This window comes from Streptomyces sp. IMTB 2501 (assembly GCF_001953885.1).
Classification (GTDB): domain Bacteria; phylum Actinomycetota; class Actinomycetes; order Streptomycetales; family Streptomycetaceae; genus Streptomyces.
The window spans coordinates 294,909-319,733 of the sequence record NZ_MQUS01000004.1 but is presented as its reverse complement, the minus strand read 5'-3'; the positions used below and the strand labels follow the sequence as shown (position 1 = coordinate 319,733).

General features: G+C 74.0%; 14 protein-coding genes. 10 read left to right on the top strand and 4 right to left on the bottom strand.

Annotated features, from left to right (window positions below):
* The first annotated feature begins 49 nt into the window (after positions 1 to 49).
* Positions 50 to 895, top strand: a complete 846-nt coding sequence (locus AV521_RS09930; protein WP_076086499.1) for a spermidine synthase — start codon at positions 50 to 52, stop codon at positions 893 to 895.
* Here AV521_RS09930 and AV521_RS09925 read toward each other — a convergent pair.
* Together AV521_RS09925 and AV521_RS09920 are read right to left on the bottom strand one after the other, a co-directional pair.
* The gene (locus tag AV521_RS09925; protein ID WP_076086496.1) at positions 857 to 2,152 is read right to left on the bottom strand and encodes an MFS transporter; all 1,296 of its coding nucleotides are present in this window, start codon (positions 2,150 to 2,152) and stop codon (positions 857 to 859) included. The two genes, AV521_RS09930 and AV521_RS09925, sit on opposite strands and share 39 nt — an antisense overlap.
* A 105-nt stretch (positions 2,153 to 2,257) precedes the next feature.
* Positions 2,258 to 3,352, bottom strand: a complete 1,095-nt coding sequence (locus AV521_RS09920; protein ID WP_076086493.1) for a hypothetical protein — start codon at positions 3,350 to 3,352, stop codon at positions 2,258 to 2,260.
* 182 nt (positions 3,353 to 3,534) lie between these two features.
* On the opposite strand from AV521_RS09920, the gene AV521_RS09915 reads away from it, so the two are divergent.
* A complete protein-coding gene (locus AV521_RS09915; RefSeq protein WP_371917012.1) occupies positions 3,535 to 3,966 on the top strand; it encodes a DUF4442 domain-containing protein in 432 nt (143 codons plus the stop codon).
* A gap of 383 nt (positions 3,967 to 4,349) precedes the next feature.
* Here the strand turns inward: AV521_RS09915 and AV521_RS09910 are convergent, their stop codons facing one another.
* Complete coding sequence (locus AV521_RS09910) at positions 4,350 to 4,646, bottom strand: helix-turn-helix domain-containing protein (RefSeq protein ID WP_076086488.1); 297 nt, start codon at positions 4,644 to 4,646, stop codon at positions 4,350 to 4,352.
* A 93-nt stretch (positions 4,647 to 4,739) separates the two neighbouring features.
* On the opposite strand from AV521_RS09910, the gene map reads away from it, so the two are divergent.
* On the top strand, positions 4,740 to 5,558 hold the full coding sequence (gene map / locus AV521_RS09905; protein ID WP_076086485.1) for a type I methionyl aminopeptidase: 819 nt from the start codon (positions 4,740 to 4,742) through the stop codon (positions 5,556 to 5,558).
* 270 nt (positions 5,559 to 5,828) lie between these two features.
* Here the strand turns inward: map and galU are convergent, their stop codons facing one another.
* Positions 5,829 to 6,782, bottom strand: coding sequence for a UTP--glucose-1-phosphate uridylyltransferase GalU (gene galU / locus AV521_RS09900; RefSeq protein ID WP_076086482.1), 954 nt, complete (start codon positions 6,780 to 6,782; stop codon positions 5,829 to 5,831).
* Between the two features lie 344 nt (positions 6,783 to 7,126).
* Between galU and AV521_RS46470 the strand changes: the two genes are divergently transcribed.
* From AV521_RS46470 to AV521_RS09860, 7 genes are all read left to right on the top strand, one after another.
* Entirely contained in the window at positions 7,127 to 9,070 is a 1,944-nt protein-coding gene (locus tag AV521_RS46470; protein WP_256725487.1) for an RICIN domain-containing protein, read from the top strand.
* A 389-nt stretch (positions 9,071 to 9,459) separates the two neighbouring features.
* Positions 9,460 to 16,593 carry a type I polyketide synthase gene (locus tag AV521_RS09885; protein WP_076086479.1) on the top strand — a complete coding sequence of 2,378 codons (7,134 nt, stop codon included), beginning with the start codon at positions 9,460 to 9,462 and terminating at the stop codon, positions 16,591 to 16,593.
* 1 nt (position 16,594) lies between these two features.
* Positions 16,595 to 21,370 carry a type I polyketide synthase gene (locus AV521_RS09880; RefSeq protein ID WP_079249195.1) on the top strand — a complete coding sequence of 1,592 codons (4,776 nt, stop codon included), beginning with the start codon at positions 16,595 to 16,597 and terminating at the stop codon, positions 21,368 to 21,370.
* Positions 21,367 to 21,687 carry an acyl carrier protein gene (locus AV521_RS09875; RefSeq protein ID WP_076086476.1) on the top strand — a complete coding sequence of 107 codons (321 nt, stop codon included), beginning with the start codon at positions 21,367 to 21,369 and terminating at the stop codon, positions 21,685 to 21,687. The genes AV521_RS09880 and AV521_RS09875 overlap by 4 nt, the downstream gene beginning before the upstream one ends.
* A gap of 9 nt (positions 21,688 to 21,696) precedes the next feature.
* Positions 21,697 to 22,491, top strand: a complete 795-nt coding sequence (locus AV521_RS09870; RefSeq protein ID WP_371917016.1) for an alpha/beta fold hydrolase — start codon at positions 21,697 to 21,699, stop codon at positions 22,489 to 22,491.
* On the top strand, positions 22,488 to 23,678 hold the full coding sequence (locus AV521_RS09865; RefSeq protein WP_076086470.1) for a glycosyltransferase: 1,191 nt from the start codon (positions 22,488 to 22,490) through the stop codon (positions 23,676 to 23,678). Before AV521_RS09870 ends, AV521_RS09865 begins: the two co-directional genes overlap by 4 nt.
* Positions 23,675 to 24,769 (top strand): class I SAM-dependent methyltransferase, encoded by a 1,095-nt coding sequence (locus AV521_RS09860; protein WP_076086467.1) that lies wholly within the window; start codon positions 23,675 to 23,677, stop codon positions 24,767 to 24,769. Before AV521_RS09865 ends, AV521_RS09860 begins: the two co-directional genes overlap by 4 nt.
* The last annotated feature ends 56 nt before the right edge of the window (positions 24,770 to 24,825 follow it).

Here is a 24,825-nt window from a genome sequence, read left to right as displayed (position 1 = left end):
GGCAGGCCCCGGCATCCGGTGTTCGCCGAGCCCCGGTGACAATGGTGCCGTGAGCGAAGCCAGACCTGTCATCCGCACCACCGACCATGGGACCGCCAAGCTGATGCCCGATGTGGATCGGGAGCGAGCCTGGCTGCTCACGGTCGACGGGGCGCCGCAGTCGTATGTGGATCTGGACGAGCCGGCGTATCTGGAGTTCGAGTACGCGCGGCGGCTCGGGTATGTGCTGGATGTCGTGGCCGAGGCCGGGCGGGCGCTGGATGTGGTGCACCTCGGGGGAGGGGCGCTGACGCTGCCGCGCTATGTGGCGGCCACCCGGCCCGGCTCGCGGCAGGATGTCGTCGAGGCCGACGCCGGGCTGCTGGAGCTGGTGGTCGAGCATCTGCCGCTGCCGGCGGGCTCGGGTGTCGCGCTGCACGCCGCCGATGCCCGGGCCTGGCTGGAGGCCGCGCCGGACGACTCGGCCGACGTAGTGATCGCGGACGTGTTCGGCGGGTCCCGGGTGCCGGCGCATCTGACCACGCTCGCCTACGCCCGCGAGGCCGAGCGCGTACTGCGGCCCGGCGGGGTCTATCTGGCCAACCTCGCCGACGCGGCGCCGTTCGGCTTTCTGCGCTCCCAACTGGCCACGCTCGCCGAGTACTTCGCGGAGCTGGTGCTGATCGCCGAGCCGGGTGTGCTGCGCGGCCGGCGGTTCGGGAACGCGGTGCTCGTCGCCTCGCACCGGTCTCTCGACACCGCCGCGCTGGCCCGTCGCGCCGCGGCGGACGCGTTTCCGGCGCGGGTCGAACACGGGGCGGCAGTACGGAAGTTCATCGCCGGCGCGCGACCCGTGGAGGACGCCGACGCCGTGCCGTCACCCGAGCCCCCCGACGGGGCGTTCGGCATCGGCTGACGCGGTCCCGGAGGCGGCGACCGGCTGGGTGCGGCGGGGCAGGGTGCGGACGTCCGGGACCAGGAGCACCAGCGCGGTGACCAGCACGACCAGGCCGGCGCAGCCCCACAGCGCGGCCGCCCGGCCGAAAGTCGCCTCGGCGGGCCCGGCCAGTGCCGTGGCCAGGGGAGTGAGCGCGACCGAGCCGAACCAGTCGTACGCCGAGACCCGGGAGAGCTTCTCCTCGGGGATCTCCTGGTACAGCGCGGTCATCCAGGACACGCCGAACACCTCCACCGTCGTACCGGCCGCGAACATCACCCCGTACAGCACGCCCGCCGGCATCGGCACGGCCAGGGCGACGGAGGGCAGGGCCGCCGGGAAGACGCAGAGCGTGCCGGCGAGGAGCAGGCGGCGGGGTTTCCAGCGGGTCATGAGCAGGGCGCCGGTCACCGTGCCCGCGCCGAACGCGGCCAGTGCCAGGCCCCACGGTCCCGCGCCGCCCAGGCTGTCGCGGGCGACGAGCGGGCCGTAGACCGCTTCGGCCGCGCCGACCACCGCGTTGGTGATCGAGAACTGTACGACGATGCCCCACAGCCAGGGACGGCCGATGAACTCCCGCCAGCCGTCGCGGAGATCGGCCGGCATGCCCTCGCCGGGTGCGCGCGGCGGAATGTGGCTGACGTCGAGGAAGGAACGCAGAGCGCCGGCGAGGGCGAATGCGGCCGCGTCGAGTGCGAGGACCCAGCCCGGGCCGACGGCGGCGATCAGGGCGCCGCCGAGTGCCGCGCCGCCCAGGGCCGCTCCCTGCACGGCCATGCGGAAGACGGCGAACGCCCGCCCCGCCTGCTCGCCCTCCACGGAGGACATCAGCATGCCCTCGGCCGCCGGGCCGAAGAACGCCTGACCGGTCCCGCCCAGCGCCGAGAGCAGCATCATCTGCCACAGCCGGGGCTCGCCGGCCAGCACGAGCACGGCGAAGGTGCCCTGCGAGAGGCAGTTGAGGGCGTTGGCGGCGACCATCACGCGGTCCCGGGGCAGCCGGTCCGCGAGGGCGCCGCCGATGAGCAGGAACACCACTAGCGGCAGGGTGCGCGCGGCGGCGACGAGTCCCACGTCCCCGCCGTCGCCGCCCGCGTCCAGCACCGCGAACGCGGCCGCCACGAGGGAGCCGTTCGCACCCAGGCTGGTCACGACGCCCGCGGTGGTCAGCAGGGAGTAGTTGCGGCCCGCCCAGGTGGGTCTGCGCGGGCCGTGCGGGACGGACGCTGGGTTCACCGGGCGACTATCGCTCGCGCGCGCCGCCCGGGCAAAGGGTTTCTCCGGCGAACGCCCGCCTTGCCGACCGGCCGTACCGGGCGTTTCTCCGACCGGCCCGCGGGCTCACTGGTTCGTGGGGTCCCCGTGCAGCCGGACCGTGCTGAGGATCTTCATGACGGTCGCCTTGGGCACCTCGCCCTTCACGCCCTTGGCCCCGTAGAAGTTGAACGACACATAGTCGTGGACCGAGTTCTGGAAGCCGAAGGTGAGCGCCTGGCCGTCGCTGACGCACTTGCCCTTCTGGGGCGTGTGGGCCGACTGGGCCCACCCGTAGCTGCCCTGGATGCCCGAATTGGTCTTGAAGGGGGTGGCCTTCTTGTCGAAGGTGATGCTCTTCTTGTCGGGCTGGGTGTAGCCGCCGTAGACCCACCAGGCCGGCGTGTTGATCGCGATCTCGTCCGTGCTCTTGGCGCCGCTCGCGCCCTTGGAACCCACGACGGCCAGGGGCGTGTCTTCGGTGCGGCCGTCCTTGTCGTCGTCGGAGGTGCACCACTTCGGCTGGTCCTCGGCGGTGCCCGACTGGATGATGTTGTCGGCCTTCCCGGTCTTCGTCTTCGGGAGGTCGAAGCCGATGTCGAGGCCCGGGGACTGGATCTGCCAGTCCGCAGGCACGTCGTACGCGACGCCCCACCGGGGATTCACCACGACCTTCCAGCCGGGGACGGTCGGCTTCTCCGACTGGGTGCCGCGCGGATCGTCGGTCACCGACGAGGTGGGCGTGGGCTGGGTGGCGGGCGACTGGCTCGCGTGCTGCCCGCCCTTGCCGCCGTCGGCCTGGTCGTTCTTGTCGCCCTTCTTGCCGAGGACGAGATAGCCGGTCACTCCGGCGGCGACCACGACCGCGGCGGCCGCGACGATCGCGATCAGCTTGGTGCGGCCGCCGCCCTGCGGGGCCTGTGGGACGGGCACGGTGGGCTGCTGCTGCTGCCCCCACTGCGGCTGCTGGCCGTACTGCCCGGCCTGCGGATACTGCTGGTACCCGGGCTGCTGGTACGGGTTCTGCTGCTGGTTGCCCGGCTGCTGGTAACCCGACTGTTGGTAACCCGGCTGCTGATACGGATTGTGCTGCGGGTTGCCCTGCGGGTTGCCCTGCGGGTTGCCCTGCGGGTTGTTCTGCGGGTTTGGCGCGCCCCCTGGCGGCTGCTGATCTGGCCACATGGCCTGTAACCCTAGTGCTGTCAGGGACACGATTCGGTCACCGGCCCTCGTCAGGGTGGTAGCGAAGCGGGATGAGCGGCGGCTCGTGGCCGAGATGCCGGCCGAGAGGGTGGGGCGCCAGGGGCTGGTCAGCAACGCTACCCGCCGGTAACATCTGGCTCATGACAGTTGAAAGCGCCTCGATGGGCGAGATGCTGGCCGCCGCGGTTCCGATGGTGCGTACGTTGAACCTGGAGTTCGTCGAGGTCACCCCGGAGCGTGCCGTGCTGCGGCTGCCGGACCAGCCGGACTACCACAACCACATCGGCGGCCCCCACGCCGGCGCCATGTTCACTCTGGCCGAGTCCGCCAGCGGGGCCATCGTGCTCACGGCCTTCGGCGATCAGCTTTCGCGTGCGGTGCCGCTCGCGGTGCGGGCCGAGATCGATTACAAGAAGCTGGCCATGGGGCCGGTCACGGCCACGGCGACGCTGGGCCGCCCGGCGGCCGAGGTCATTGCCGAGCTTGACGCGGGCGGGCGGCCGGAGTTTCCGGTCGGCATCTCCATACAGCGCGAAGACGGGGCCGTCACCGGCGAGATGACGGTCGTATGGACCTTGCGACTGAACGGCTGAGTCGCAGTCGGAGATGCCGTAGAGCCTGTGGGCTCGGCTCGATGTCTGTCTTTGTGGCCCCGACCTGGTGTTCTGCCTCGGTCGGGGCCGCATTGCGTGGGGCGGGGGTGCCCGGTCGGTCCCGGGGGTTCGCGTGAGTTCCCGGCAGGTGCGCACCAGGTGTGCGCCGAGAGTGGCGCCGGTGTGACTGCACGTGGTCCGTGCGCACCACGCCGTGCGGACAGGTGTGCGGCTCGGCCAGACCGAGGTCGCCCCGGCGCGGACCGGACATGTCCGCGTTCGGGCCCGTGCGGAGCATCATGCCGACCATCCGGTCCGGGGTGGCCGGACGTGTGGCCCGCGGTGGCGCGGCGCGGGTGAGGCGCCCCTCGGTGTCGCCTGCGCTACGACGCGGCCTCGACCGCATCGGCGCCGAATGCGGACTCCTCCCGCGCCGGATCGGCGCGCCAGGCGTCGGCGAGCTCGGCCAGGGGGATGCCGAGCACCTCGCTGAGCTGAACGACGGTGCCGAACGCGGGTGTGGGCAGTCGGCCGGTCTCGATCTTGCGGAGGGTCTCCGGCGAGATGCCCGCCGCCAGGGCCACCTCGACGAGGCGGCGTCCGCCCCGGGCGCTGCGCAGGACGCCCCCGAGGCGTCGACCTGCGGCGATCTGTTCGGGGGCGAGGGGGAGGCGGACCATGCAACTACGTTATGGCCAGGCCTTGTTGATGGCAACCACTCCACCGTCTGGTATAAAAATACCTCCGCATGCCACAGGAATCGAGGACCGCAAGTGATCGAGCTCAAGTCTCCTGACCAGATCGAACGTATGCGTGTCACCGGCCGGTTCCTCGGTGAGCTGCTCGCCGAGCTGGGCGAACTCGCCGATGTGGGAGTCGATCTGATGGACCTGGAGCACCACGCCCGCCGCCGGATCAAGGAGCGCGGCGCGGAATCCTGCTACTGGGACTACTCGCCCTCGTTCGGCCGCGGTCCCTTCCGCAACGTGGTGTGCCTCTCGGTCAATGACGCCGTGCTGCACGGACTGCCGCACACCTACAAGCTGCGCGACGGGGATCTGCTGAGCATGGACATCGCCGTCGGTATCGACGGCTGGGTCGCGGACTCGGCCTACTCCCTCATCGTCGGCACGCCGGCCGAGGAGGACCTGCGGCTGATTGAGGCGACCGAGGTCGCCCTGGAGGCCGCGATCAAGGAGGCCCGGCCAGACAACAGACTGGGCGACATCTCCGCGGCCATCGGCGCCGTCGCCAAGGAGTACGGATACCCGGTCAACCTCCAGTTCGGCGGGCACGGCCTCGGCCGCACCATGCACGAGGACCCGCACATCCCCAACGACGGCCGCTCGGGCCGCGGTTTCAAGCTGCGCCCCGGCCTGACGATCGCGATCGAACCCTGGCTCGCCGCCGGCACGAGCGAGATCGTGTACGACCCCGACGGCTGGACGATCCGCTCGGCCGACGGCTCGCGCACCGCCCACTCCGAGCACACGGTCGCCATCACCGAGGAAGGTCCGCTCGTGCTCACCCGGCGCCCGCAGCGTGAAGCGGGCCTGAAGGGCAAGCAGCAGTCGTCGGCAACCGGCAACTGACGAGACCGGGGCGGGTCAACAGCGGCATCAGCCAGGCCCGACACGGCCACCCCGCCCCGCGCCCGCACAGTTCGATCACCGCTGGACGCTTGATGGCTGCTACTTTCGTCTGCGGCCCCGGACCGTGGACGGCGCAGTGACGAGCGAGGCGACCGTCGTCCGGACGCCGCGTCCCAACAGTCAGGTCCGGCAGGGCAACGGGTGAGGGGCCCGGCCGAGGTTCCTCTTGTATGCCCGCCCGAGGCTCCTTTCCTATGTCCGTGCGTCGCCTCAGGCGGCCCGGCGCCCGTCCCGGCCGTCGGCTTCGCCGTCCTCCAGGCCCGCCACGAACTCCTTGAGCCAGCCGGTGAATTCGGGTCCGAGGTCCGGGCGCGCGCAGGCCAGGGCGACCACCGTACGCAGATAGTCGGCCTTGTCCCCGGTGTCGTACCGCAGCCCGTCGAAGACGACCCCGCGCACGGTGCCGCCCGCCGCGAGGTCCTGTAGCGCGTCGGTCAGCTGGATCTCGCCGCCGCGGCCCGGCGGGGTGCGCTCCAGGATGTCGAAGACGGCCGGGTCGAGGACATAGCGGCCGATGACCGCGTACCGGCTCGGCGCGGTCCCGGGCGCGGGCTTCTCCACCAGTCCGGTGACCCGTACGACACCCTCCTCGTCCGTCGGCTCCACCGCCGCGCAGCCGTAGAGGTGGATCTGCTCCGGGGCCACCTCCATCAGCGCCACCACGCTGCCCGCGCAGGCGTCGCGAACCTCCAGCATGCGGCTCAGCAAGGTCTCGCGCGCATCGATGAGATCGTCGCCGAGGAGGACCGCGAAGGGCTGGTTCCCGACGTGGTGGCGGGCGCACAGCACGGCGTGGCCGAGGCCCAGCGGGTCGCCCTGGCGGATGTGGTGGATGTCGGCGAGCCGCGCAGGATCGCGCACCGCGTCCAGCCGCACGGTGTCGCCCTTGGCCGCCAACGCCTGCTCCAGTTCGAAGGCGTTGTCGAAGTGGTCCTCGATGGCGCGCTTGTGCCGGCCGGTGACCATCAGGATGTCGTCCAGACCGGCCGCGGCCGCCTCCTCGACCACGTACTGGATGGCCGGCTTGTCGACGACCGGCAGCATCTCCTTCGGGGTGGCCTTGGTTGCGGGCAGGAACCGGGTGCCGAGTCCGGCGGCGGGTACGACCGCCTTGCGGACCGTGGAGCGGGCGGCGGGGGTGGCCGAGGAGTGGGGGGCGATCATGCGGCCCATGCTGGAGGGCGCGGATGAGAGCACGCCCGGAGAAGCATGGGAACCGGCTGTGAAGTGATACCGCAGGTAACTGTCGTGCAATTCGCCGACTTTGAAGTCGGGTCAAACGAACTTCTTGTTTCCTGTGAGCCGCGTGTGCGAAGGTGAGCCTTCCCGCGGGAGGGCAAAGGCAGGCGTTGAGCGCCCCGGCCGGCCCTTTAGGTATGTACCAGCTCCAGGTATGCACCAAATCAGCACTGCTTTCCGACAGGACGGCATTTCACGTGCGGTCCTGCGGCTGGAAAGGAAATGGTTCCGTGCAGTCCCCATACCCCCCACGCCCGCCATATCCGCCCGTGCCCGGTTCGCCCGGGGAGTCCGACCGCAATCTCGTCGCCGGGCTCGGCGGTCCCCGCCACGCCCGCCATCACGCCGTCGCCCTGCTGCTGGCCCGCCACTGGCGGGCCGCCCGCGATCACGCCATCGTCTGCCTGGCCTCCGCCGGTCCCACCGCCCACCTCGTGGCCACCGCCGCCTTCCACGAGGTTCTCGGCCGCCTGGAGGGCGGGGCGATCGGCGGCGCCCTGCGTCCCCAACTGCTCGTCGCCGTCCGCGACACCGTCCGCGCCTGGGCGGCGGACGACGCGGCCTGTGCGGCGCTGCCGGAATTGCGCAGACCCGCCGGTGGTCGCGGACTGAGTGCGACAAATCCTGGAACGCCGGAAAGGCGCCAACTCGCCGAACGCGCTTTCCGTGCCCTTCCCGGCGCCTCGCAATGCCTTCTGTGGCACACCGAGGTCGAAGCCGAGCCCATAAACATACCCGCCGGTCTGCTGGGTATCGCCCCGGCCACCGCGTCGGCGGCCCTGGAGCAGGCGCGTGAGCAATTCCGGGCGGGTTGCGTACGTGCGCACCGGGAACTCGCGCCGTCCAGCGAATGCCGTTTCTACAACCGGCTCCTGGACGTCCCCATGCGCCGTGGCGGTGCCCTGCTGCCGGATGTGCGGCAGCATCTGACGGTCTGTGCGTACTGCCGGCACGCCGCCGAGACCTTCGCGCTGTTCGACGACGGCCTGGGCCTCCTGCTCGCCGAGACCGTGCTCGGCTGGGGAGCCCGCCGCTATCTCGACTCACGGCCCGGCCGCGGCACCGCCGAGGAGTTGGCGAACTCGTCGGCGCCCCGCGCGGCAGCGCCCGGCCCGGCGGCTTCGGCGCCCGCCGGCAGACACCGCACCGCGCCCGGCGGCCGCCGCCGCACCGCTCTGGCTGTCGGCGTCGGACTGACCTCGCTCGTGCTGCTCGCCACCGTCCTCGTGGTCAGAAGCTGGTCCGATGACAACGGTGTCCCCGTACCCGGCGCCACCTGGGGCGCCCCCGCCGGCCGCACCACCCGGCCGGGCGGCACCGATGCCCGGCCCGCCTCCCCCGCCTCCTCCGCCGCCTCGGCCGGCGATCCCGTCGAGGTCGCCCACGGCATCCTGCGGGGTCTCGGCTCCGGCCGCTGTCTGGACGTACGCGGGGACGCCGTGGAGTCCGGCGCGGGTGTCGGGCTCGCGCCGTGCTCGTCCGCCGCCACGCAGCAGTGGTCGTACCAGGATGACGGACTGCTGCGCAGCGCCGCCGATCCGGCCCTGTGCCTTGCCTCCGACCCCGGTGCGAGGACCGTCGTGCTGGCCGGATGTGTGGTCCATGCCGGGGAGGTGACGTACGACTTCACCGTGCGGGGCGAGATCCTGCTCCGCGGGCAGGAAGGCCTCGCGCTCGCTGCCTGCTCCAGCTCCGGCTGCGGCTCGGGTGGTACGTCCGTCCGGGTCGGGCTGGCGCCACGCGACGGCTCGCCGGAGCAGCGCTGGGTGCTGGAGGCGGGGGCGGACGGGGTTCGGCGGCCTGATGCGGCGCGGGGTGGGCCTGGCGAGCCGGATGAGCCGGGCGGTCCGGGTGCTCCCGGCGCATCGGCTGTTTCGGGCGCCCGCGGTGCTGACGGTGCTGACGGTGCTTCGGGCGGGGCCGGGGTGCCGAGGGACCGGCAGCCGGGGGATCCGAAGGGGGATGCCCAGGGCGCGCCTTACGGAGGCGCGTCGGGCGGGAACCCGGAGGACGCGGGCGGCGGGTCGGGGGAGCCGGGTGAATCGGGTGCGGCGAACGAGACCCGGATCGCTCCGGTCAGCGCCGAACGCGACCGGCGGCGAGCCGCTCCCGTGTCGCCGGCCGAGGCGGTGCACGCGGCCCACGACGTCGTGTCGTCGGCCGCCGACGCGGTCGCCGCCGTACCGGCGACCGCGGGGGCACTGCTGCGCTGACCTGCCGCCTCGCGCCGTCTCCCGAACGCCTGATCGCGTTCGAGTCACAGCGCTAAAGTCATGTGAAATTTACAGACGTCGAGTGACTGCCCCAGCGCGTTGCGGCAGGGTGAGTGCACGGTGAAGCGGTCGGACGCTTTGACGGGCTTGTGGTGGTGTGGCGTGTGGACCCCGGTGGTCCCGCGCCCGCACCCACGAGCGGAATAACAGCGTTTCCCGGTTCTTGTCGGGAATTCGGCCCACTGGCCGAATCGATCTCACCAGCCAAGAAAAGGGCGTGACGTTATTGACCCGTGAGTAACCCGGGGCTAGGTTCCGGTGCCCTCACATCAGAGCGTTCCGCCGCACACCCCCCACCGTGCAGTCTCGCTGATCGTGCCGGAGCCATCATGACCTCCCCTGCGCGCGCCCTCGACCTCGTCCTTTGCCTCACCCCCTGCGGAGAACCCGACGCCGGTCTCACCGCCGCAGCGTGCGCCGCCGGCGCGCTCGGCGTCCTCGACCTCGGTACCGGCGACCGAATATCACGAGAGGAGCTGGCGCGGCTGAGACGGGCCGCCCCGGGCCCCTTCGGCATACGGGTGACCGGGCGCTGCGCCCTGACCCCGGCCGACGTCGGCGACGCCCTCGACACAGTGGTCCACACCCCGGACGCCACCTGGAATCCGGCTGAACTCCCCTCGTCATGCCGGGTGTTGACGGAGATCACCGACCTCGGTCAGGCCCACGCAGCCGTACACGCCGGTGCGCACGGGCTGATCGCCCGGGGCGCCGAGAGCGGCGGCCGGGTCGGCGAGCTGAGCACCTTCGTCCTGCTGCAACAGCTGCTGTCCGATGAGGAGCTGGGCTCGGTCCCGGTCTGGGCGTGCGGTGGCATCGGGCCGCGCACGGCGGCGGCCGCCGTGGCCGGCGGTGCCGCCGGGGTCGTCCTGGACAGCCAGCTGGCGCTGCTCCCCGAATCGGCCCTGCCGGAGACGGTCCGCTCGGTGCTGCGCCCCCTGGACGGCTCGGAGACCGTGGTGCTGGGCGGCCACCGGGTACTGCGACGCCGGGGCCCGGACGCCCCACAGCCACCCGCCGACGCCCCCGAGGCGGTCGCGCCCCTGCTGGGCGCCGGGGATGTGCGCGGCCAATTGCTGCCGGTGGGCCAGGACGGGTTCCTGGCCGCCCGATTCGCCGAACGGTACGGGGATGTACGGCGGGTGGTGCGGGCGGTGTCGGGGGCGATCCGGGAAGTGACCGACACGGGCTCGGCGCCGGCGGAGACGCATGACGTGACCGACGGCAGCCCCTGGCCCGCGGCAACACGTGAAGTGACGGACGGCGACCGGGTACCGGCAGCGAAGCACGGCGTGCCCGGCGTCGGCCCCGCGTCCGCCCTGCGCCCCGGGTCGCCCATGAGCAGGGCGCTCGGAACTCGGCTCCCGGTCGCGCAAGGGCCCATGACCCGGGTGAGCGATCACGCCGGATTCGCCGCTGCCGTCGCCGAGGACGGGGCGCTGCCGTTCCTCGCGCTGGCCCTCGCCGATGGCGCGCGGACCCGGTCGATGCTCACCGAGGCGCGGGCCGTGCTGGACGGGCGGCCCTGGGGCGTCGGGGTGCTCGGCTTCGCGCCCGAGGACATCAGGAACGCCCAGCTGGACGCCGTACGGGAGCTGCGGCCCACGCACGCGATCGTCGCGGGCGGACGGCCCGCCCAGGCCCAGACGCTGGAGCGCGCCGGGATCCGCACGTTCCTGCATGTGCCCTCGCCGGGGCTGCTGCGGCAGTTCCTGGACGCCGGTGTGCGCAGGTTCGTGTTCGAGGGGTCCGAGTGCGGCGGCCACGTGGGACCGCGAGCCTCCTTCCCGCTGTGGGAGGCCCAACTCGCCGTGCTGGAGGACTTCCTGACCGACGCCGGCACCGACGACGCGCAGGCCCGGCAACTGGAGGTGTTCCTCGCCGGAGGCATCCACGACGAGCGGTCCGCGGCGATGGTCGCGGCCCTGGCCGCACCGCTCACCGCACGGGGCGCCGCCGTCGGCCTCCTCATGGGCACCGCCTACCTGTTCACCGAGGAGGCCGTGGCCCACGGCGCCATCCGGCCGCTCTTCCAGCGGCAGGTCCTCGCCGCCACCACGACCGCCCTGCTGGAGACCGCCCCCGGCCACGCCACCCGCTGCGTGCCGAGCCCCTTCACCGGCGACTACCGCGCCCGGGAGGCCGCGCTAAGGGCGCAGGGCCTGCCCGACCGGGACATCTGGGAGGGCCTGGAACGGCTCAACGTGGGACGGCTGCGCATCGCCAGCAAGGGCGTAGAGCGCGATGACGACGGTGCGCTGACGGACGTCGGCGAGGAACGGCAGCTCTCCGACGGGATGTTCATGGCCGGCGAGGTCGCCGTCCTGCGCTCGGCCACCACCACCCTCGCGGACCTGCACCACTCGGTGACCGACGGCGCGGCCGACTTCCTGAACCGGCCGGCCGCCCGACCGAGCCCGCCCTCCGCCGCCGAACCGGCACCGCCCGCGCCGCTCGACATCGCGATCGTCGGGATGGCCTGCATGTTCCCGCAGGCCCCCGACCTCGCCGCCTTCTGGGCCGGCATCGTCGCCGGACGCGACGCCGTCACCGAGGTACCGCCCGAGCGTTGGGACCCGGCCGTGCACCACACCGCCGGCAGCACCGCGTCCAAGTGGGGCGGCTTCCTGCCCCGCATCCCCTTCGACCCGCTGAGCTACGGCATCCCGCCCGCCTCCCTCGGCAGCATCGAGCCGGTCCAGCTGCTGTCCCTGGAGGCGGCCCACCGCGCGCTGGAGGACGCCGGATACGGCGAGCGGGGGCGGGAGTTCGACCGCGCGCGGACCTCCGTCGTCTTCGGCGCCGAGGCGGGCAGCGACCTGTCCAACGCCGTCACGCTGCGCGCCGTCCTGCCCGCGTACTACGGCAAGGTCCCCGACGGCATCGACGAGCAGCTGCCCCGGCTGACCGAGGACTCCTTCCCCGGCATGCTCGCCAACGTCATCTCCGGCCGGATCGCCAACCGGCTCGACCTCGGCGGCGCCAACTTCACCGTGGACGCCGCCTGCGCGTCCTCCCTCGCCGCCCTCGACGTGGCCTGCAAGGAACTCGTCTCCGGCACCAGCGACCTCGTGCTGTGCGGCGGCGCCGACCTGCACAACGGCATCAACGACTTCGTCCTGTTCTCCTCCGTCCACGCGCTCTCCCCGACCGGCCGCTCCCGCGCCTTCGACGCCTCCGCCGACGGCATCGCCCTCGGCGAGGGGGTGGCCTGCGTGGTCCTCAAACGGCTCGTGGACGCCGAGCGGGACGGCGACCGGATCTACGGCGTGGTCAAGGGCCTCGGCTCCGCGAGCGACGGCCGCTCCCTCGGCCTGACCGCACCCCGCCCCGAAGGCCAGCGGGCAGCCCTGGAGCGCGCGTACCGCAACGCCGGAGTCTCGCCCGCGGACGTCGGCCTCGTCGAGGCGCACGGCACCGGGACCGTCGTCGGCGACCGCACCGAACTCGCCGTACTCGCCGAGGTGTTCAGCGAGGCGGGCGCGGGTACGGGCGGCTGTGCGCTCGGCTCGGTCAAGTCGCAGATCGGGCACACCAAGTGCGCGGCCGGACTCGCCGGCCTGATCAAGACCGCCCTCGCCCTGTACACCGGGGTCACCCCGCCCACCCTGCACCTGGAGCGGCCCAACCCGGCCTGGGCGGAGGACGACAGCCCCTTCGCCTTCCACACCCGCGCCCGGCCCTGGACCGCACCGGCCGCCGAACGCCTCGCCGGAGTCAGCGCGTTCGGCTTCGGCGGCACCAACTTCCACGCGGTACTGGCCGCTCACCCCGACGCCGTGCCGCCCCGGCACACCGTGGACGCCTGGCCCGCCGAACTGTTCCTCTTCCGCGGCCGGGACACGGCGGCGGCCCGTCGGCAGGCCGAGGAACTCCTCCGGGCCGCCGAGGCCGACGGCCGCCCCTGGCGCCTGCGCGACCTCGCCCTCGCGGCGGCCCACCGCGCCGACACCTCGCACGAACCGGTATGGGCCGCGGTCGTCTCCCGCGACCCCGAGGAACTCACCGGGCAGCTACGGCGGCTCCTCGCCGGGGAGCGCGATCCGGCCGCCGGGATCCATGTCGCCGACCCCGTCGACGGTTTGACCGCCTTCCTCTTCCCCGGTCAGGGCAGTCAGCGCCCCGGCATGCTCGCCGACCTCCTGGTCCACCTCCCCGAACTGCGGCAGTACCTGGACCTCGGCCGCGGGCACGCCGACGCCGTCCATCCGCCGGCCGCCTTCGACGACACCGCCCGCGAGCGCCGCCGGGCCGCCCTCACCGACACCCGGGTCGCCCAGCCCGCCCTAGGCATCACGGGCCTCGCCGCACACGCCTTCCTCACCTCGGCCGGGGTCCGCCCCGACCAGGCCGCCGGGCACAGCTACGGCGAGCTGGCCGCCCTCGCAGCGGCCGGTGCCCTCGACCCCGAGACACTGCTGGAGCTGAGCGCCGAGCGGGCGGGAGCGATCCTGGCGGCGGCGGGCGACGACCCGGGCACCATGGCCGCCGTCGGCGCCTCCGCCGAGACCGTCGTACGCACCCTGCACACGGCCGGGGCACCCGGCTCGGTCGTCGCCGCCAACCTCAACTCGCCGGACCAGACGGTGATCTCAGGACCGACGCAGGACGTGGAGACGGCCGTACGGCTGCTGCGGGCCGCGGGCCTCGGGGCCCGGCACATCCCCGTGGCCTGCGCCTTCCACAGCCCGCTCGTCGCAACGGCGGGGGAGCGGTTCGCCAAGGTGCTCGCGGACAAGACGGTACGGGCGCCCGAGTTCCCGGTCTGGGCCAACCGCACCGCCGCGCCCTATCCGCCCGACCCCGACGAGGTGCGCGCCGAACTCGCCGCCCAGATCGGCGCCCCGGTCGCCTTCGCCGCCCAGATCGAGGCGATGTACGAGGCCGGTGCGCGCGTCTTCGTCGAGGCGGGCCCCGGCACGGTTCTCACCCGGCTGGTCGGACGGATCCTCGGCGACCGGCCGCACCGCACGGTCGCCTGCGAACCGGACGCCGGCAGCGGCCTGTACGGCTGGCTCGACGCCCTCGCCCAGCTCGCCGTCGCCGGACAGCCGGTGCGCACCACCTGGCTTCTGCGGGGCCGGGACGCCGTCGACGCGCTGCGCACCCCGGCGCCCGTGCGGCCCGGCTGGACGGTCGACGGACAGCTCGTCCGCACCGCCGACGGAGCACTCCTGCCCGGTGCCCTCGCACCGGCCCGACGAGTCAGGGAGACGACCGTGACCACCGACCAGCCGTACGGCGCCCCGGCCGACCGGGATGCGCTCATCTCCGAATTCCTGCGCACCAGCCGGGAGATGATCGCCGCCCAGCGCGACGTCCTGCTCACCTACTTCGGCGCCACCGCACCACCGGCACCGGTCGCGCCCGTACCGGCGGCTCCGGCACGGATTCCCGGACTCCATACGTCCGCACCGGAGTTGCCCGCACCGGGCGGCCCGGACAGCCCGGGCGGCGAGGAGCCGGTGGACGACGTGGAGCGGGTCGTCCTGCAGATCATCAGCGAGCGCACCGGCTATCCCGTCGACATGATCGAGCCCGATCTCGACCTGGAGGCGGACCTCAGCATCGACTCGATCAAGCGCGCCGAGATCGCGGGCGAACTCGCCAAGCGCCTCGGTATCGCGGACGGCGCCCGCGTCCTGGCCGACGCGGAACTGGAAGAGCTGGCCAAGGCACGTACGGCGGCTGCGGTGACGGGGTGGCTCCTGGCGCGGGTCGGCGCGGACACCGGTGAGGGGGGCGGGCAGGCTGAGCGGCCGGCCGAGGCTCCGCAGATCGGCGGCTGGGGAGTGCGGGGCGAGGTGTCGTCTCCCGGCGGGGGCGGGCGGGCTGAGGCGCCGTCCACCGGTGACGCGGGTGGGCGGCGGCCGGGGGAGGAGCGGCCCGAGCCGTCGCACACCCCGGCACTCGGCGTGGCTCCCCAGCGGTTCGAGCGGCGGCCCGTGCCCCTGCCGGACCCGGCCCCCGGCCAGGGCCCTGTGCTGTCCGGTCGGCGCTTCGCCGTCCTGGGAGACGTGGCGGGCGCGGCGGCCGAGGTCGCGGCGCGGCTCACGGCGCACGGGGCCGACACCGTGATCCTCGACCGGAGTCACCTCCTCACCGGGGCCGACGGCCCGGTCGACGGTGTCGTGTACCTCGGCGCGCTGCCCGGCCCGGACCTCCCGGTGCTGCCGGACGCCTTCCCCGTGCTCCGGGCGGCGCTCGCCCACGAGCCCCGCTCGCTGGTCGCCGTCCGGGCCGCCGACCCGGCGGGCGCCCTGCGCGCGGCCGGCCTGGACGGGCTGTTCCGCAGCGTCGGCCGCGAGTACCCGGGACTGCTCGCACGGGTCGTCGCCGTGGCGGACACCAGCCCGGCCGCCGTCGCCGACGCCGTACTCGCCGAGCTGCGCGCACCCGAAGCGGCCCCCGTGGTCCTGCGGACGGCGGCCGGGACCCGGCAGGGGTTCGAGCTGGTGCCCGCGCCGCTCGGCCCGCTCGCCGCCACCGGTGCCGGACCCGCCGGACCCGGTGCCGCCGAAGCGGCCGCGCTCGGCCTCGACCGGGACTCCGTCGTGCTGCTCGTCGGCGGAGCCCGGGGCATCACCGCGAGGTTCGCGGCCACGCTGGCCGGCGCCTGCCGGTGCCGTGTCGAGCTGCTGGGCCGCACCCCCGCGCCCGGCGCCCGCGAGGACCCGCGCACCGCCGCCGCCCACACCCCAGTCGAGCTGCGCGCGGCACTGGCCGCCGGGCCCGGCGCCCGCGAGGACCCGCGCACCGCCGCCGCCCACACCCCAGTCGAGCTGCGCGCGGCACTGGCCGCCGGGCCCGGCGCGCCCCGGCCCGCCGAGATCAACCGGGCCGCCGAACTGATCCTCGCCCAGCGGGAGATCACCACGACGCTCGCCGAGCTCGGCGCGCTCGGCAGCGAGGCCCGCTACCGCGCGGTGGACTTCCGGGAGCGGGACGCCGTCCTGCAGGCGGTCAAGGAGATCCACGCCGAACACGGCCGCCTCGACGGAGTCGTCTTCGCCGCCGGCGTGATCGAGGACCGGCTGATCGCCGACAAGACCCCCGAGTCCTTCCATCGGGTCTACGGCACGAAGACGGCCGGGGCCGCGGCGCTGTTCGCCGCGCTGGACGACCTGCCCGGCACGCCCGCGTTCACCGTGCTGTTCGGCAGCATCGCCGCCGTCCTCGGCAACCGCGGCCAGGCCGACTACGCCGCCGCCAACGACGCCCTCGAAGCGCTCGGCACCGACTGGGCCGCCCGCGCGGGCGCTCGCGCGCTGACCGTCCACTGGGGACCCTGGGCGCCGTCCGGCACGCACAGCGGCATGGTCGGCGCGGAACTCGGCCGCGAGTACGCCCGGCGCGGCGTCGAGCTGATCGACCCGGACGAGGGCACCGCTGCCCTGCTCCGGGAACTCGCCTGGGGCGAGCCGTCGGCCCGGGCCGTCGTCTACACCGCTTCGGGCTGGTGACATGACGATCCGTCAGACTCCCGCCGCCATTGTCGGGATGGCGGTGCTGCTACCCGGCGCCCCCGGCCTCGACGCGTACTGGCGCAATCTGCGTGACGGCGTCGACGCGATCCGCGACGTCCCCGCGGACCGCTGGGACGCCGACTACTACCGGCCCGGCTCGGCCGCCGGGCCCGCCGTCGCCGACCAGGTGTACTGCCGGCGCGGCGGCTTCGTGGACGGCCTGGCCCAGGTGGACGTCACCCGGTACGGCATCATGCCCGCCTCGGTGCCCGGCACCGAGCCCGACCAGCTGATCGCCCTCGACGTGGCCGCCGCCGCGCTCGCCGACGCGGGCGGCGCGGAACGGCTGCCGGCCCGGGACCGGATCGGCGTGGCCCTGGGGCGCGGCGGCTATCTCACCCCGGGCCTGGTCCGCCTCGACCAGCGGGTGCGCACGGCCGGACAACTGACCCGCACTCTGGGTGAGTTGTTGCCCGACCTCGCCGACGACCAACTCGCCGGCATCCGCGCCGCGTTCATCGAACGGCTCGGCCCCGACAGCCCGGAGTCGGCGATCGGCCTGGTCCCCAACCTCGCCGCCTCCCGCATCGCCAACCGGCTCGACCTGCGCGGCCCCGCCTACACCGTGGACGCGGCCTGTGCCTCCTCGCTGGTCGCCGTGGACCAGGCGGTCACCGAACTCACCACCGGCCGCTGCGACTTGATGCTGGCCGGGGGAGTGCACCACTGCCACGACATCACCCTCTGGAGCGTCTTCGCCCAGCTGCGCGCCCTGTCCCCGACCGAGCGCGTCCGCCCCTTCCACCGTGACGCCGACGGCATCCTCATCGGCGAGGGCACGGGTGTCGTCGTACTGAAGCGGCTCGCGGACGCCGAACGCGACGGCGACCGTGTGTACGCGGTGATCCGGGGCACGGGCATCGCCAGCGACGGCCGTACGGCGGGCCTGGCCGCCCCCGACCCCGGCGGGCAGACCAGAGCCGTGCGGCAGGCCTGGCGGGCCGCCGGACTCGACCCCGCCGCACCGGACTCCCTCGGCCTGCTGGAGGCCCACGGCACCGCGACTCCCGCCGGTGACGCCGCCGAACTCGCCACCCTGGCCGAGGTGTTCGGCCCCGCCGGTGGCAGTGAACTCCGTCCGGTCCTCGGCTCGGTGAAGTCGATGATCGGCCACACCATGCCGGCGGCCGGGGTCGCGGGCCTGGTCAAGGCCGCCCTCGCCCTCCACCACGGCACCCTCCTGCCCACCCTCCACTGCGAGGACCCGCATCCCGCCCTGGCCGCCACCCGCTTCCGCACCCTGGCGCGCTCCCGGCCCTGGGAGACCGACGCCGTGCAGCCGGTCCGCCGCGCCGCCGTGAACGCCTTCGGGTTCGGCGGGATCAACGCCCATGTGGTGCTGGAGGAGGCACCGGGGACCCGTGCGAATCGCCGTACGCACTCCGGGCCCGCGTCCGTGCCGACGCCCGTGCCCGCGCGCGCCCCCACTCCCGCTCCCGTGCAGGTCACCGAGCCCGAGCGGATCCTGCTCCTCGCTGCCGACAGCGTGGCCGGCCTTGCCGCCCTCCTCGACACCGACGACTCGGCCGTGGCGGCCGCAGGGCTCGACCCCGCCCGGCCGCACTGCGACGCCGGTCCCGTCCGGCTCGGGATCGTCGCCCCGACCGCCAAGCGGCTCGCCCTGGCGCGCCGCGCGGCAGCCAAGGAGCGCGCCTGGCAGGGGCGCAGCGATGTGTGGTTCCGGCCGGGCCCGCTGCTCGGCCGGGCCGGCGGCGGGCCGGCGTTCGTCTTCCCCGGACTGGAAGGCGACTTCACCCCGCGCACGGACGACATCGCCGCCCACTTCGGCCTGCCCCCGCTGTCCGGCACGCACGTCCGGGTCGGCGACGTGGGCAGGCACGGCTTCGGGGTCGTCGGCGTGGGCCGCCTGCTGGACCGGGCGCTGCGCCGCATGGGCGTCGTACCGGACGCGGTCGCCGGGCACAGCGTCGGCGAGTGGACGGCCATGGCGGCGGCGGGACTGTACGCGCCGGACCAAGTGGACGCGTTCATGGCCGAGTTCGACCCGGACACGGTCACCGTCCCCGGTCTCGCCTTCGCCGCTCTCGGCACCTCCGCCGCACAGGTCCGCGCCGCGCTCGCCGAGTCCTGGGCGGACTTCGGGATCGTGCTCTCCCACGACAACGCGCCCCGTCAGTCCATGGTCTGCGGACCCGGCGCGGCGGTCGAGGAGTTCGTACGGTCCCTGCGCGCACAGGGGGTGATCTGCCAGGTGCTGCCCTTCCAGTCCGGCTTCCACACGCCGATGCTGGAGCCGTACCTCGCACCCATCAAGCAGGCCGCCGAACGCTTCCGGCTGCACCCGCCGAGCGTGCCGGTGTGGTCCGGTACCACCGCGGCGCCCTTCCCGCAGGCCGAGTCGGCGGTACGCGAGCTGTTCCTACGGCACCTGCTGGAACCGGTCCGCTTCCGCGAGCTGACCGAGGCCCTGTACGACGCCGGTCACCGGGTCTTCGTCCAGGTGGGCCCAGGCCGGCTCACCTCCCTGATCGACGACACCCTCGGCGATCGCGACCACCTGACGGTCGCAGCCAACGTGCCCGAGCGCAGCGGCATGTCCCAACTGCGCCGCGTGGCAACGGCGTTGTGGACGGCCGGAGCGCCGACGGTCCCGGCACTGCCATCCCGCGCCCCGGCGCCCGCACAGTCCCGCCGCCGCCCACCCACACCCATCCGACTCGACCTCGGCGGCGCCCTCGTCTCCCTGAACGGCCCACTGCTCGACACGCTCCGCGCGGAACTGCGCCAGGGAGCGGTCGCCGCGCCTGCCGAGACCCCGCACCACCCAGCCGGTCCCGGCCTCGGCGGACCGGCCGGACCGGGCCTGAGCGAACTGGACGGCCTCGCCGCCCGTTCCCCGATCGCCGCCGAATTGACCGCCCTGCTGCAGGACACCGCCGACACGGCTGCCCGGCTGATCACCGCAGGCCGCCGCCGCACCCCACTGGCCGCCGCTCCGACCCGCATCGGGCACACCAGCGCCGCAACGACCCGATCCGGGCCCACCCACACCGCACCCACCCCCCTCGGACCGACCCGGACGACCACCACGGTCCACGTCTCCCCCCACACCATGCCCCACCTCCTGGACCACTGCTTCTTCCCGCAACGCCCCGGCTGGCCGGATCTAGAGGACCGCTGGCCGGTGGTGCCGGCCACCACGATCGTGCGGCATCTGATGGACGCGGCGGAGGCGGCGGCCCCCGGGCTGCGGGCGGTCGCCGTGCACGAGGCCCGCTTCGACCGCTGGCTCACCGCAACACCCCCCGTCGACGTGCCGGTCACCGTCACCCCGGACCCCGTCCGTCAGGACCGCGTCACCGTCGCCTTCGGGCCCACGGCCCGCGCCACGGTCGAACTCGCCCCGCACCACCCCGAACCGCCCCCGCCCGGCCCGGTCCCCGACGCGCCCGAACGCCGCCCCGAGCACACCGCCGCCCAGATCTACCGGGAGCGCTGGATGTTCCACGGCCCCGGATTCCAGGGCCTCACCGACCTCACCGCGCTCGGCGAGCGGCACATCCGGGGTGTGATCACCGCCCCCGCCGCGCCGGGCGCCCTGCTGGACAACGTGGGCCAGCTCCTCGGCTACTGGATCATGGCGACCCGTACCGAACGGACTGTCGTCTTCCCCGTGCGGATGCGGCACATACGGTTCCACGGGCCCCACCCGGCCCCCGGCACCGAGGTGGGATGCGTCCTGCGGATCACCTCCCTCACCGACACCGTCCTCGAAGCCGACGCGGAACTCACCGTCGACGGCCGGGTATGGGCCGTGATCGGCGGCTGGCAGGACCGCCGCTTCGACAACGACCCGACCACCCGGCCCGTCGAACGCTTCCCCGAGCGCCACACCCTGTCCGAGACCGGACCCGGTGTCTGGGCGGTGGTGCACGAGCGCTGGCCGGACCTCGCCTCCCGCGAGCTGATCATGCGCAACACGCTCGGCGGTGCCGAGCGGGCCGAGTACGCCGCACGCCCGCCACGCGGCCGGCGGCAGTGGCTGCTCGGGCGGATCGCGGTCAAGGACGCCGTACGGCACTGGCTGTGGCAGCACGGCGAAGGCCCCGTCTTCCCGGCCGAACTCCGCGTCCACAATGACGAGTTGGGCCGCCCCTGCATCACCGGCACGCACGGCCGCGCCCTGCCCCCGCTGGACGTCTCGCTCGCCCACCGCGCCGAGGCGGCCGTGGCGATCGTCCGGCCGCACACCCCGCAGCCCGGCCCCGGCATCGACATCGAAGAGGTCACCGAGCGTGACCCGGCCACCCTCACCACCGCACTCGGCCCGGCCGAACTGCGCCTGCTGCACACCCGGTCGACGGACGGCACCGGCACGGAAGCCGAGTGGTTCACCCGGTTCTGGGCCGCCAAGGAGGCGGTCGCCAAGGCCGAGGGCGTCGGATTCGGCGGCCGGCCACGGGACTTCGCGGTACTGGAGACCACCCCGGACGGCAGCCGGCTATTGGTCTCCGGCCGCCTGGAACGCGTCTACACCGTGCACTGCGCCCCGGTGACCAATCCGCCCGCCCTGCCGGACCGCACCTACGTCGTGGCGTGGACGACCGGCCCCGGAACCGAAGACGAACAAGCCGAAGACGGACCGGCCGAAGGCGGACCAACCGACGACGGACAAGTCAGCGGCGGACCGGCCGACGACAGACGAGCCGACGATCCGCACCCCCACGAAGCAGCCGAGGAGTCCCCCCGATGAACCCCACCCAGCCGGCCCCGGCGCAGCCCACCGCCGACGCCGTGCTCGCCGATGTCACTGGCATGCTCCGCACGGTGCTGGCGGAGTACGGTGACGACGATGTGCTGATCGGCATGTCCACCACCTTCAACCGCGACCTGGAACTGGAGAGCATCGATCTCGTCACCCTGGCCGGGCTGCTGGAGGAGCGGTACGGGCAGCGGGTCAACCTCGCCGAGTTCCTCGCCGGCATGGAGTTCGACGAGATCATCGACCTGACGGTCGGCCGGCTCGTGGAGTACGTGGTGTGGAGCCTGAAGACCACGCAGGCGGGCTGAGCCGTGGCGATGGTCGACGCCGGCGGCATCCGGCTGCACGTCCAGCGCACGGGTCCGGCCGACGGCCGCGTCCCGCACGCCACGGTCGTCCTGGTGCACGGGCTGCTCACCGACAGCCTGGCCAGCTACTACTTCACCGTCGCGCCCGCCTTCGCCGCGGCCGGACTCGACGTCGTCATGTACGACCTGCGCGGGCACGGCCGCAGCGAGCGCCCGCCGGACGGCTACACCCTCGACCGGAACATCGACGACCTGGAGGCGCTGCTCGACCGGCTGGCGGTCACCGGGCCCGTCCACCTCGTCGGCAACTCCTACGGCGGCACCATCGCCTTCGGGTTCGCCGCCCGCCACCCGGAGCGGACGGCCACGCTGACGCTGATCGAGTCCGAACCCGCGACCGCCGCCTGGGCCGTGAAGCTCGGCCGCATCCTCGACCGGGTCATGACCCAACTCGCCCACAACGAGCCCGACGCCCTCGCCTGGATCATCGCGCACCGGGGCCACAACACCGCCCGGCTGGCCAAGGGCGCGGCCCGGCTCGCTCGCGAGACCACCCTCGGCCGGGACATCCCCGCCAGCCGGGTGCTGACCGAGGACGCGATCAGGGCCGTACGCTGCCCGGTCCTCGGCGTGTACGGCGGTGAGTCGGACCTCGCCGAACTCGTTCCAATGAAGCGGGAGTTGCTGACGGACTACCGGGCGGTCGTGCTGCCCGGGCACGAGCACTCGGTGCTGGTGGAGGCGCCGGCCGCCGTCGGCGGGCACATCCTGGACCTGATCCGCGCCGGGGCGGGGGTCGGATGAACGCCTTCCTCTTCGTCGTGCCGCCGCTGACGGGGCACGTCAACCCGGCCGTCGGCGTCGCCGCCCGGCTGGCCGCGCGCGGACACCGGGTGGCCTGGGTGTGCGCGGACCCGGCGCTGGTGCGCCGGCTCGCGGGCGCGGACGCCGAGGTGTTCGGCTGCGCGGGTCCGGTGCCGGGCGCCGAGGGCGTCGTACGACCGCCGGACCTGCGGGGCGCGGAGGCGCTGAGGTTTCTCTGGGAGTGGTACCTGCTGCCGCTGGCCGACGCCATGGCACCGGGCGTCCGCGCGGCGGCCGAGGCGTTCCGCCCGGACGTGGTCGTGGCCGACCAGCAGGCCTTCGCCGGCGCCCTGGTGGCCGAACGCCTCGGCGTGCCGTGGGCCACCTCGGCCACCACCTCGGCGGAGTTCAGCGGCGCCTACGACGGGCTGCCGAAGGTCGCCGCCTGGCTGAGCGGGCGTCTGGCCGAGCTGCGCGCCCGCATCGGCGACCCGTCCGGCACCGCCGACCCCCGGTACTCACCACATCTGCTGCTGGTGTTCAGCACACCCGAACTCATCGGCCCCCAGGCGCCGTTGGCACCGCACATCCACTACGTCGGCCCCTCCCTCGCTGACCGCCCGGCAGGCCCCGGCTTCCCCTGGGAGCGACTGGACCAGGGCCGGGCGAAGGTCCTGGTGACCCTGGGCACGGCGAACGCCGACGCGGGCGGGCGGTTCCTCGCCGAGTGCCGCACCGCGCTGCGCGAGCGAGCCGACCGGGTGCAGGCGGTGATCGCCGACCCGGGGGGCCTCCTCGTGGCGCCGCCCGACGACAAGGACGTCCTCGTCCTCCCGTCGGTGCCCCAACTCCCGCTGCTGGAACGGGCGGACGCCGTCATCTGCCACGCCGGGCACAACACCGTGTGCGAGGCCCTGTGGCACGGTGTCCCGCTCGTCGTCGCGCCCATCCGCGACGATCAGCCCGTGGTGGCCGGACAGGTCGTGGACGCGGGCGCCGGTATCCGGGTCCGCTTCGGCCGGGCCCGGGCGGCCCAGCTGGGCGCGGCTCTCGACACCGCCCTCACCGACCCCGCCCACCGGGCCGCCGCCGCCCGGATCCGCGCCGCGTTCCGCGCGGCGGGCGGCGCCAGGGCCGCCGCGGCCCACCTCGAACACCTCGCAGACCTCGCAGCGGAGAGCCGATGAGCGACCACAGTGGCAAGAGCGAGAAGACCGACAAGGGCGACAAGGCGGCGCGCATCGCCGCCCTGCGCCCCGCCTACCAGGACGACCTGGCCGCCGGCACGGACCGCTTCCTCGCCGCCCCCCGCCCCGACTGCCCCTGGTGCGGCTCGGCCCGTATCGCCGCCCGCCTGCGCACCACCGACCTGCTCCAGCACAAGCCCGGCCGCTTCACCCTCGACCACTGCGCCGACTGCGGCCACACCTTCCAGAACCCCCGACTGACCGAAGAGGGACTGGAGTTCTACTACCGGGACTTCTACGACGGCCTCGGCGAACAACGCATGAGCGGCACCTTCGGCGGCCGCGGTGCCATGTACCGCGGCCGCGCCGAGGCGATGCTGCCGCACGACCCCGCCCCGAAGACCTGGCTGGACGTGGGCACCGGTCACGGCCACTTCTGCGCGACCGCCCGCACCGTCCTGCCCGGCACCTCCTTCGACGGCCTCGACTTCACCGACGGCGTCGAACTCGCCGCCCGCGAGGGCCGCGTGGACCACGCCTACCGCGGTGCCTTCCCGGCCCTCGCCCCCGAACTCGCCGCCCGCTACGACGTGGTGAGCATGTTCCACTACCTGGAGCACAGCACCGACCCGGACCGCGAACTGCGCGCCGCCCACGAGGCCGTACGCCCCGGCGGTCATCTCCTCATCGAGGTGCCGGACCCGGAGAGCCGTTACGCCCGGCTGCTCGGCCGCTGGTGGCTGCCCTGGCTCCAGCCGCAGCACCTGCACTTCATGCCGGTCGCCAATCTCCGGCGGCGGCTGACCGAGCTGGGCTTCACGGTGGTCGCCGAGCAGCATGCCGAGGCACACGACCCGGTCGACCTGCTCGCCGCCGTCTGGCTGGCCCTCGACCACGCCGCCCCGCGCGAGGACGCCCCCTGGCTGCCCGAACCGCCCGGCGCCCTGCGCCGCGCCGCCCGCACCACCCTCCTCCTCGCGGGAGTGCCCGCGCTGATCACGGCGACGCTCCTCGACCGTCTCGCGATCCGCCCCCTGTCCCACCGCCTCGGCCTGTCCAACGCCTACCGCCTGCTGGCCCGTCGGGAATGACCGGGGCGCAGAGCCAGTGCCGAGGGCGCTCCGGCGCCTTGACTCGCACGCGTCCT

Bases quoted from the DNA above. Each gene is read 5' to 3' on its own strand.
- AV521_RS09865 (WP_076086470.1), top strand. From the start codon at position 22,488: ATGAACGCCTTCCTCTTCGTCGTGCCGCCGCTGACGGGGCACGTCAAC.
- AV521_RS09920 (WP_076086493.1), bottom strand. From the start codon at position 3,352: ATGTGGCCAGATCAGCAGCCGCCAGGGGGCGCGCCAAACCCGCAGAAC.
- AV521_RS09880 (WP_079249195.1), top strand. From the start codon at position 16,595: ATGACGATCCGTCAGACTCCCGCCGCCATTGTCGGGATGGCGGTGCTG.
- AV521_RS09875 (WP_076086476.1), top strand. From the start codon at position 21,367: ATGAACCCCACCCAGCCGGCCCCGGCGCAGCCCACCGCCGACGCCGTG.
- galU (WP_076086482.1), bottom strand. From the start codon at position 6,782: ATGATCGCCCCCCACTCCTCGGCCACCCCCGCCGCCCGCTCCACGGTC.
- AV521_RS09870 (WP_371917016.1), top strand. From the start codon at position 21,697: ATGGTCGACGCCGGCGGCATCCGGCTGCACGTCCAGCGCACGGGTCCG.
- AV521_RS09910 (WP_076086488.1), bottom strand. From the start codon at position 4,646: ATGGTCCGCCTCCCCCTCGCCCCCGAACAGATCGCCGCAGGTCGACGC.
- AV521_RS09885 (WP_076086479.1), top strand. From the start codon at position 9,460: ATGACCTCCCCTGCGCGCGCCCTCGACCTCGTCCTTTGCCTCACCCCC.
- AV521_RS09860 (WP_076086467.1), top strand. From the start codon at position 23,675: ATGAGCGACCACAGTGGCAAGAGCGAGAAGACCGACAAGGGCGACAAG.
- AV521_RS09915 (WP_371917012.1), top strand. From the start codon at position 3,535: ATGGGCGAGATGCTGGCCGCCGCGGTTCCGATGGTGCGTACGTTGAAC.